This window comes from Streptomyces sp. PsTaAH-137 (assembly GCF_003259365.1).
In the GTDB taxonomy this organism is placed as follows: domain Bacteria; phylum Actinomycetota; class Actinomycetes; order Streptomycetales; family Streptomycetaceae; genus Streptomyces.
Map to the genome: position 1 here is coordinate 1 of NZ_QLLY01000042.1, position 8,420 is coordinate 8,420.

10 protein-coding genes and 1 pseudogene are annotated in these 8,420 nt (G+C 69.5%); 8 read left to right on the forward strand and 3 right to left on the reverse strand.

All coding sequences use genetic code 11. From position 1 onward, the window contains the following. The coding region (locus K377_RS40200) for a transposase (RefSeq protein ID WP_146614693.1) at nt 1-331 on the forward strand (331 nt) is incomplete at its 5' end. Between the two features lie 8 nt (nt 332-339). Further along, nucleotides 340-1,050, forward strand: a pseudogene (locus K377_RS40205) (transposase); the annotation flags it as partial. A 17-nt stretch (nt 1,051-1,067) separates the two neighbouring features. Here the strand turns inward: K377_RS40205 and K377_RS40210 are convergent. Next, nucleotides 1,068-1,466: a hypothetical protein gene (locus K377_RS40210; RefSeq protein WP_111668604.1), complete on the reverse strand. Its 399-nt coding sequence runs from the start codon at nt 1,464-1,466 to the stop codon at nt 1,068-1,070. A 761-nt stretch (nt 1,467-2,227) separates the two neighbouring features. Between K377_RS40210 and K377_RS40215 the strand changes: the two genes are divergently transcribed. From K377_RS40215 to K377_RS40240, 6 genes are all read left to right on the forward strand, one after another. Next, nucleotides 2,228-2,425 carry a hypothetical protein gene (locus tag K377_RS40215; RefSeq protein ID WP_111668605.1) on the forward strand — a complete coding sequence of 66 codons (198 nt, stop codon included), beginning with the start codon at nt 2,228-2,230 and terminating at the stop codon, nt 2,423-2,425. Nucleotides 2,426-2,449: 24 nt separating this feature from the next. Next, a complete protein-coding gene (locus K377_RS40220) occupies nt 2,450-2,815 on the forward strand; it encodes a type II toxin-antitoxin system death-on-curing family toxin (protein ID WP_202455295.1) in 366 nt (121 codons plus the stop codon). A 490-nt stretch (nt 2,816-3,305) separates the two neighbouring features. Beyond that, a complete protein-coding gene (locus tag K377_RS40225; protein ID WP_258395316.1) occupies nt 3,306-3,851 on the forward strand; it encodes a hypothetical protein in 546 nt (181 codons plus the stop codon). Between the two features lie 64 nt (nt 3,852-3,915). Further along, nucleotides 3,916-5,055, forward strand: coding sequence for a peptidoglycan-binding protein (locus K377_RS40230; protein WP_181512768.1), 1,140 nt, complete (start codon nt 3,916-3,918; stop codon nt 5,053-5,055). After that, on the forward strand, nt 5,052-5,789 hold the full coding sequence (locus K377_RS40235; RefSeq protein WP_111668609.1) for an ABC transporter ATP-binding protein: 738 nt from the start codon (nt 5,052-5,054) through the stop codon (nt 5,787-5,789). Before K377_RS40230 ends, K377_RS40235 begins: the two co-directional genes overlap by 4 nt. Continuing rightward, nucleotides 5,786-7,018: an ABC transporter permease gene (locus K377_RS40240; RefSeq protein ID WP_111668610.1), complete on the forward strand. Its 1,233-nt coding sequence runs from the start codon at nt 5,786-5,788 to the stop codon at nt 7,016-7,018. Before K377_RS40235 ends, K377_RS40240 begins: the two co-directional genes overlap by 4 nt. 33 nt (nt 7,019-7,051) lie before the next feature. Here the strand turns inward: K377_RS40240 and K377_RS40245 are convergent, their stop codons facing one another. Together K377_RS40245 and K377_RS40250 are read right to left on the reverse strand one after the other, a co-directional pair. After that, the gene (locus tag K377_RS40245; protein ID WP_375606002.1) at nt 7,052-7,933 is read right to left on the reverse strand and encodes an ATP-binding protein; all 882 of its coding nucleotides are present in this window, start codon (nt 7,931-7,933) and stop codon (nt 7,052-7,054) included. A 157-nt stretch (nt 7,934-8,090) separates the two neighbouring features. Then, a partial coding sequence (locus tag K377_RS40250) for a transposase (RefSeq protein WP_146614854.1) occupies nt 8,091-8,420 on the reverse strand: 330 nt, incomplete at its 5' end.

The window sequence follows — 8,420 nt, forward strand, 5'->3', positions numbered from 1 at the left end:
CCTCATTCCACTGGTCCGAGGCATCCCGCCCATCCGCTCCCGTCGCGGCCCCCGACGCCGCCGACCCGGCAAACTGCACGGCGACAAGGGCTACGACTACTCCCACCTGCGGCGCTGGCTGGCCTCTCGGGGGATTCGCCATCGCCTTGCCCGAAGGGGCATTGAGTCATCCAAACGGCTCGGCCGACACCGCTGGGTCGTAGAACGCACCATGTCCTGGCTGTCCGGCTGCCGACGTCTCCACCGCCGCTACGAGCGCAAACCAGAACACTTCCTCGCCTTCACAGCCATCGCTGCGACCCTCATATGCCACCGCAGACTCGCCAAGTGAAATGACGTCTAAGGTGCCTGCTCGCCCGACGCGGCATCACCTTCCAGCGCACCAAGACGTGGAAGGAGTCCCCCGACCTCGAGCGCGACGCCAAGCTCGACCGCATTGAGGAGGTGCTGGACCGCTTCCCGGACCGGGTCTTCGCCTTCGACGAGTTCGGGCCGCTTGGGATCCGGCCTACCGCAGGCTCGGGCTGGGCCGAACAAGAACACCCCGACCGGCTGCCGGCGACCTACCACCGCACCCACGGAGTCCGGTATTTCCACGGCTGCTATTCGGTCGGCGACGACAGCTTGTGGGGCGTGAACCGTCGCAGGAAAGGCGCCGGGAACACGCTGGCCGCACTGAAGTCGACCCGCGCCGCCCGGCCCGACGGCGCCCCGATCTACGTGATCATGGACAATCTGTCAGCCCACAAGGGCACGGACATCCGCCGCTGGGCGCGGAAGAACAAGGTCGAGCTGTGCTTCACCCCGACCTACGCCTCCTGGGCGAACCCGATCGAGGCCCACTTCGGACCACTGCGGCAGTTCACCATCGCCAACTCGAACTACCCCAACCACACCGTGCAGACCCGGGCCCTGCACGCCTACCTGCGCTGGCGCAACGCCAACGCCCGCCACCGCGATGTCCTGGCCGCCGAGCGCAAGGAACGCGCCCGCATCCGCAGCGAGAAGGGCATCCGCTGGGGCGGACGCCCACTCACGATGGCGGCCTGACCAGCTGTTCCGGCAGCTCAGACCACCAGCGCCGCGTGTAGCGCACGGAATGCTTCATGGAGTTCCGACGTGGCGATCGGATCGATCTCCATCTGCAAATGACACACGGTGTCATCACCGTTGGGAGTCAGGCGCACGAAAAAGGCGAACCCGTCCCCGACAGGCTCTGCCTTCAACGTCAGCGGATTGTTCCGACCGGGAGTCACCGCCGCCGAAAAGCGTCCCCCCGACGGCGCCCGCAGGTGAGAAAGCATGCGGGCTGCGAAGTCCACGACCTCCGCAGCGCTGAGATCCGCGGTGAAGTCAGCGGTCAGCCACGAGCACCAATCTGCAGTGATCTCCCAGCTGTCGCCATCAGCCCGAGCCAGTTCCAGCCACACGTCATCGCTGCCGAGGCGTATCCGCGGTTCTTCCATCGTCGCCCTCCGACATCCGTGCCTGGGCTCAAGATCCTACGAGGTGGATCTACCTCGTAGGGCGTCATCGCACGCCACCGCCCTCCTCCCAACAACCCGGCGAACCTTTCCGGTCAGAGCACTAGCCGGCTCGGTCAGACTGATCATTCCTGGCACTCTAGGCGCCGGGAAGAGCGCCGACCTGACAGAGCCCACGCCGCCTCGGCCAGGCGCACCTTTCACCTGCACAAACAGCCTGGCCGGCTCAGAGTCCCGGTCTCCGGCCTGTCCGGTCACGGACGGCTGTAACACCTCCTAGGGTGTTACAGCCGTCGGCGGAGCCGACCTCTCAATGGACGCAGGAGCCGGAGGCGACTTCCGACTTCGCACTATCTGCGGTAGACGAGGGCGCCAAACTCCTCAAGAGATCAAGGAATCTCCTGTTCAGAGCCCATTGGCAAGCCGAACACTGATTGTGCTCCGGAGCCGTGCTGCGCCCCGGTAGCGCCTGCTGTCTGCGCTCCGGCCAGCTGCGCAAACAGCGACGTATCGTGCCCCTTGCAGAACGCCGAACGGCGGCCAGAGCCGCGACAGTACGTGGGCGACTTTAGCCAAGCGACTAGCGCGACCTGCATAGGCCCTTCACCAAACCCACTTCATGATCATAAGCATCTGACCTGCATATTTATCGGAAAATTCGATCATCACCAACGGTGCGGGGCTGAGGGCTTGACGGCAAGTGCTACCTTGGTACCAGAACAGGTACCGGACTGGAGTTGACCATGCCTGCACTGAACGTCACCTTCACTGACGACGAGATGACCACGCTCCGCGACCAAGCGACAAAGGAGGATGTCAGCATGAAGGCACTGGCGCACGACGCCGTCCTGGCTGAGGTCCACCGGCGCAAGGTGACCGCTGCCGCTATCAGGACTGCCCGTATCTCCGCAGGCCTGAACAAGCGCCTCGCCAACAAGTAAGGAACCTCCGCCATAACCGAGTACCTGGACGCCAACGACGTCATCCAGATCGCGGAGATCACCCTTGGCGGCCAAGTTGGCGTACGCGACTGGGGGCTACTGCAAAGCGCCGTCGGTCGCCCTCAGACCAGCGTGTTCGGCGAGGATGCCTACCCGACGCTCTTCGAAAAGGCAGCAGCTCTGCTGCACTCCATCTCCAGCAATCACAGCCTGGTAGACGGGAACAAGCGCACTGGGTGGGCATCCGCCATCGTCTTCCTAGACATCAACGGACATCCGCTGAAGGAACCTCTGGACGAGGACGCGGCTGAGGAGTTCGTGTTGGCAGTGGCCCAGTCTCAGTTATCGAACCCAGAGATCGCTGACCGCTTGCAGGGATTCGTCGCTTAGCGGACCCACCCAAGCCTCGACACACCTCCGACACACTGAGTACCGATTCGATGCCCCCACCTAGCTCAACAGCAGGCCAGAGCAGCCATGAGGCGCGATCACTCCGGAGCCGTGTGCGCAGGTTCGAATCCTGCCGGGGGCACCTTGAATTAGGTGCCTGGAGACCCCGTCATCAGCGGAGACGCTGACGGCGGGGTCTTTTTGCGTTTGCAGTTGTCGCAGCCCCCGCGCCGCCGAAAACGGCCGTATGTCGGGGGGCGTGCAGGGCCTGGGGGCGGGAGCATGGTGCCTTCCGTGGGCGGCTGGTCGCGCCAGCGGGTGTGCCGTCGGCCGGAGTGGGCTCGGCACCGAAAGGGTCTTTGACGGGTTCTTCATCAGTCCTTCATAGGTGGCGCCCTACCTTCGTCGCGGCCGGTCCGGAGGGGGCGGTGGGGAGTACGGGGAGGAGAGCGTGGGGATGCGTGCGGGGTTCGGTGGGAGGGTGTGGGGCGTGGGGGTGGTGGCCCTCGTCGCGGTGGGTGTGGGTGGGTGTGGTGGGGGCGGCGATGCGGATCGCGAGGTTGCTTCCGTGAGGGAGGGGCAGGGACGCCGTGGCGCATCGTCGCCGGGGGCGTCCGGTGAGTTGGCGGACTATGTCGAGGCTCAGCGCACGTGGGTCAGGTGTCTGCGGGGTGCCGGGGTCGATGCGCCCGATCCGGATGCCAAGGGCAGGGTCGACCTGGGTGATCCGTCCAGGTGGAAGCGTGATCCGAAGGCGCTCGCGGCGCAGGAGAAGTGTGCGGATCTGAGCGTGCCGGTGCCCGACAGTGTCGAGAAGGCGCAGCAGCCGGAGTTGTCCAAGGCTGAGATCGCCAGGAATGAGGAGTACGCGCGGTGCATGCAGGACAACGGGGCCCCGGACTTTCCTGACACCGATGCCAGTGGGCATTTTCAGGACGTCGTCTGGGACTCGGCCTCGGCCGGTGCGAAGCGGGCCACCCGCGCCTGCGCCTCCGTCATCGGTGTTCCTGACGACGCTCCCACCCCCAAGGGCTGACGGGGCTGTGGAGGGGCGACGCGGCAGGCGGGGGCCGCTGCTGATGGTCGGGGGGCTCGTGCTGGTGGCCGCTGTCAGCACCGTCGGTGCGCTCGGGCTCGGCGGCGGGGGCCCGGACGGCGACAGTGCGGCTCCGGGGCGCGGTGGGACGGCCGTGCGGGTGACGCGGGAGACGCTCACCGATCAGACCGAGGTGGACGGGCAGCTCGGTCACGGTCCCGAGGTTCCCTTCCCTGTGAAGGCCGAGGGGACGATCACCTGGCTGCCCGCGCCGGGCACCGTCGTGGTGCGCGGGCAGGCGGTGCTGCGGGTCGACGACCGGCCCGTGACCCTGCTGTACGGGAGCCTGCCCATGTACCGGGGGCTCGCCGTTCAGGAGACCCGTCACGCCGTTCCCGAAAAGGAGGACGCCTCTTCCGGCTCGGGGAGGTTCGGGGGCGCTCCCGCCGCCGTGACGACAACTCCCCTGCGCGGCGCGGACGTCAAGCAGTTCGAGGCCAATCTCGCCGCCCTCGGCTATGCCGGCTTCACCGTGGACGAGTTGTACTCCGAGTCCACGGCGGCGGCGGTCAGGCGCTGGCAGGGGAATCTCGGGCTGCCCCCGACCGGCAAGGTCGGCATCGGGGACGTGCTGTACGCGCCGGGCACGGTGCGTATCGCCGGTACCAGCGCGCACGTCGGCGCCGCGGCGACCGGCACCCCGGTGACCTATACCACCACGAAACGCATGGTGACCGTCAACGCCGGTGCCGATGAGGTGAGTTGGGCGACGCGGGGCAGCACGGTGGACGTGGATCTGCCGGACGGCACGTCCGTGAAGGGGACCGTGGCGAGCGTCGGCAAGGACGCCAGCGGCTCAGGCTCCGGCACCGACAGCGGAGGTGAGGGCGGCGACGAGGCTGCCACCGTCGTCGTCGTGGTCACCTTCGCGAACCAGGCGTCTCTGGGCAGGCTGCAGAGCGGCCCCGTGACCGTGCGGTACGTGTCGAGACAGCACAAGAACGTTCTGGCGGTGCCGGTCGCCGCCCTGGTGGCGCTGGCCGAGGGCGGGTACGGGGTCGAGCCCGCCGCCGGGGCGGAGCGTTCCGGCAGCGGGCCGTCGGGGCGTTTCGTACGCGTGAAGACCGGGCTGTTCGCCGACGGCAAGGTCGAGATCAGCGGGCAACGGGTGCGCGAGGGCATGAGGGTGAGGATCCCGAGGTGAGCGAGGATCGGGCCACTCCCACGTTGCCGGTCGTCTCCTTCGTCGCCGTGTCCAAGACGTATCCCGGGAACGTCACCGCCCTCAGCGATGTCCATCTGTCCGTCGGATACGGGGAGTTCGCCTGTGTCGTCGGACCGTCCGGCTCGGGGAAGTCGACCCTGCTGCATCTCATGGGCACCCTGGACCGGCCTTCCGGTGGGCGGATCGTGATCGACGGGTATGACGTCGCCGGGCTGTCGGACCGTGAGGTGTCCGCGTTGCGCGCGCAGCGGATCGGGTTCGTCTTCCAGCAGTTCCATCTGGCGGTCGGGGTGCCGGTCCTGGACACCGTCGCGGACGGTCTGCTGTACGCGGGCGTGCCGCTGCGGGAGCGGCGCCGGCGCGCGGCGCGGGCGCTGAGCCGCGTCGGGCTCTGTCACCGTCTCGGTCATCTGCCGCACCAGTTGTCGGGCGGCGAGCGGCAGCGGGCCGCGGTCGCGCGTGCGGTGATCGGTGAACCGGCGCTGCTGCTCGCCGACGAGCCCACCGGCAACCTCGACTCGGCCTCCGGCGCCGCCGTGCTGGAACTCCTGCGCGACCTGCACGCCTCGGGCACCACCGTCGTGATCATCACGCACGACCGGGACATGGCCGGGGCCTTCGAGCGGAAGGTGGAGATGCGGGACGGGCGGATCGTGTCGGACGGCGGTCGCGGGCCATCCGCGGTGTCGAAGGCGGGAGTTGATGACCGATGAGAGCGCGCCGTCACCGTACGGGCACCACGTCGCGTACGCCCTCGCTCCGGCCCGCGCGGCTGAGCCCGGCCGACTTCGTCCGGCTCGGCGGGACCGGGCTGCGCACCAGGCCGCTGCGGGTGTTCCTGTCCGCCTTGGGCATCGCGATCGGTGTGGCCGCGATGGTCGCCGTCGTCGGCATCTCCGGTTCGGGCCGCGCGGAGGTCGACCGCAAGCTCGACCGGCTCGGCACCAACATGCTGCGCGTGGCGCCGGGGCAGTCCCCCGACGGCTCGACCACCCGGCTGCCGCAGGAGGCGCCGGCGATGATCCGGCGCATCGGCCCGGTGCGGCAGGTGGCCGCGACGGGCGAGGTGAAGGGCGCCGCCGTCTACCGCAACGAGCACATGCCGGTCGGGCGCACCGGCAGCATTCAAGTCGCCGCTGCCGAGGATCAGTTGCTGCCCGCGGTCGGCGCGACGGTGCGGATCGGGCGCTGGCTCGGGCAGGCCACGGAGGAGTACCCGGCCGTGGTGCTCGGCGCCGGGGCGGCCCGTCGGCTCGACACGTACACCCCGGGGACGCGGCTGTGGCTCGGCGGTCAGTGGTTCTCACTCGTCGGTGTGCTGCGTCCCGCCCCGCTGGCACCGGAGATCGACAGCTCGGCCCTGGTCGGATGGCGGGCCGCGCGCACGTATCTGGGCTTCGACGGGCATCCCTCGACCGTGTACGTCCGCGCCCGTGACGACCGTGTCGCCGCTGTCCGGTCCGTGCTCGCGGCCACCGCCGTCCCCGAGAAGCCGAGCGGGGTCCTGGTCTCGCGGCCCTCGGACGCCCTGGCCGCCCGCGAGGCCACCGAGTCCGCGCTGACCGGGCTGCTGCTCGGGCTCGGCGGGGTCGCGCTCCTGGTGGGTGGTGTCGGCGTCGGCAACACCATGGTCATCTCGGTGCTCGAACGCCGGCCGGAGATCGGCCTGCGCCGGGCCCTCGGCGCCACCAGCGGGCAGATCCGCGGTCAGTTCGTGTCCGAGTCGCTGCTGCTCTCCGCGCTCGGCGGGCTCGGCGGCACCGTGCTCGGCACGGCGATCACCGGTGGGTACGCGTACGTGCGGGGCTGGCCGACCGAGGTACCGGTGTGGGCGGCCGCCGCCGGGATCGCCGTCACCCTGGTGATCGGGGCGGTCGCCGGGCTCTGTCCGGCGGTGCGCGCGGGGCGGCTCGCGCCCACGCAGGCGCTGGCCGGGACGTGACTGGGCCCCCGCGCCGGACGTCCCGGCCGGTCCTCATGCCCGTACGGCATCGAGCGTGACGGTGAACGTCGTCCCGGCCCCCTCCTCGCTCTCCACCGTGATGGTGCCCTGGTGGTCGGTGACGATCTGCCGGGCGACGGCGAGACCCAGGCCGCTGCCGCCGGTGGTCCGGCCGCGGGCGGGGTCGGCGCGCCAGAAGCGGTCGAACAGGTGCGGCAGGTGCTCGTCCGGGATGCCCCGGCCGGTGTCGCGGATGCGGATCACGGCCGTGTCGCCCGTCCGGCAGGCGGCGAAGGTCACGGTGCCGCCGGGCGGGGTGGCCCGGATCGCGTTGCCCGCGAGGTTGCCGACGACCTGCCGCAGCCGGTCGGCGTCCGCGCTCACCCACACGGACTCCGTGGCCGCCAACTCCAGGTGCACGCCCGCCGGTTCGGCCTTCGCCAGATGGGCGGTGCGCGCGAGGTCGAGGAGCTCGCGCAGATCGACGGCCGAGCGGTGATAGGTCAGGGCTCCGGCCTCGGCTAGGGCGAGGTCCTGGAGGTCGTCGACGATGCGCTGCTGGAGCATCGCCTCCTCGTGCAAGGAGTCGAACAGCTCGGGCGTGGGCTCGACGACGCCGTCCTGGAGCGCTTCGAGGTAGCCGCGCAGGTTCGCCAGCGGGGTACGCAGTTCGTGGGCGATGTCCCCGGTCATGCGGCGCTGGCGCTCCTCGGCGGCCTGGAGGGAGTCGGCCATCTTGTTGAAGGACCGGCCGAGTGCGGCGATCTCGTCCCGGCCGGAGGCGGGCACCCGTCGTTCCAGGTCGCCCTCGCCCAGGTCGTGGGCGGCCGCGGTCAGGGCGCGGACCGGGCGGAGCACGGCACGGCTGAGCAGGAGCGCCGCCAGGACCGCCGCGAGGGCGACCGCGCCGGCCACGGCGACCGTCGGAGACGACCTGGACGTCGCTCCCCTCCCGCTCCAGATAGATCTTGATCAACCGAGCCTGTTTCTCGTCGTCCTCGGCGACCAATATGCGCGCGCTCAACACGGCCCCCTCGATCGAATTCGGCGACGCCCCGAATAAGACGTCATCTCATTTGGCGAGTCTGCGGTAACAGATGAGGGTGCAGGCGATGCTCGTGAAGCCGAGGAAGTGCTCGGCTTTGCGCTCGTAGCGGCGGTGGAGACGGCGGCAGCCGGCGAGCCACGACATGGTGCGTTCGACGGTCCAGCGGTGGCGTCCCAGTCGCTGTGATGACTCGATTCCCTTGCGTGCGATGCGTTGCTGAATGCCACGCTGACGTAACCATCGCCGCAGGTGGGAGTAGTCGTAGCCCTTGTCCGCGTGGAGCTTCGCGGGCTTGCGGCGCCGCGGTCCGCGGCGCGAGCGGATCGGTGGGATCCCTTGCACGAGCGGGATCAG

Excerpts from the sequence above, each read along its gene's own strand:
- K377_RS40210 (WP_111668604.1), bottom strand. The coding sequence starts at position 1,466 with ATGGAAGAACCGCGGATACGCCTCGGCAGCGATGACGTGTGGCTGGAA.
- K377_RS40215 (WP_111668605.1), top strand. The coding sequence starts at position 2,228 with ATGCCTGCACTGAACGTCACCTTCACTGACGACGAGATGACCACGCTC.
- K377_RS40240 (WP_111668610.1), top strand. The coding sequence starts at position 5,786 with ATGAGAGCGCGCCGTCACCGTACGGGCACCACGTCGCGTACGCCCTCG.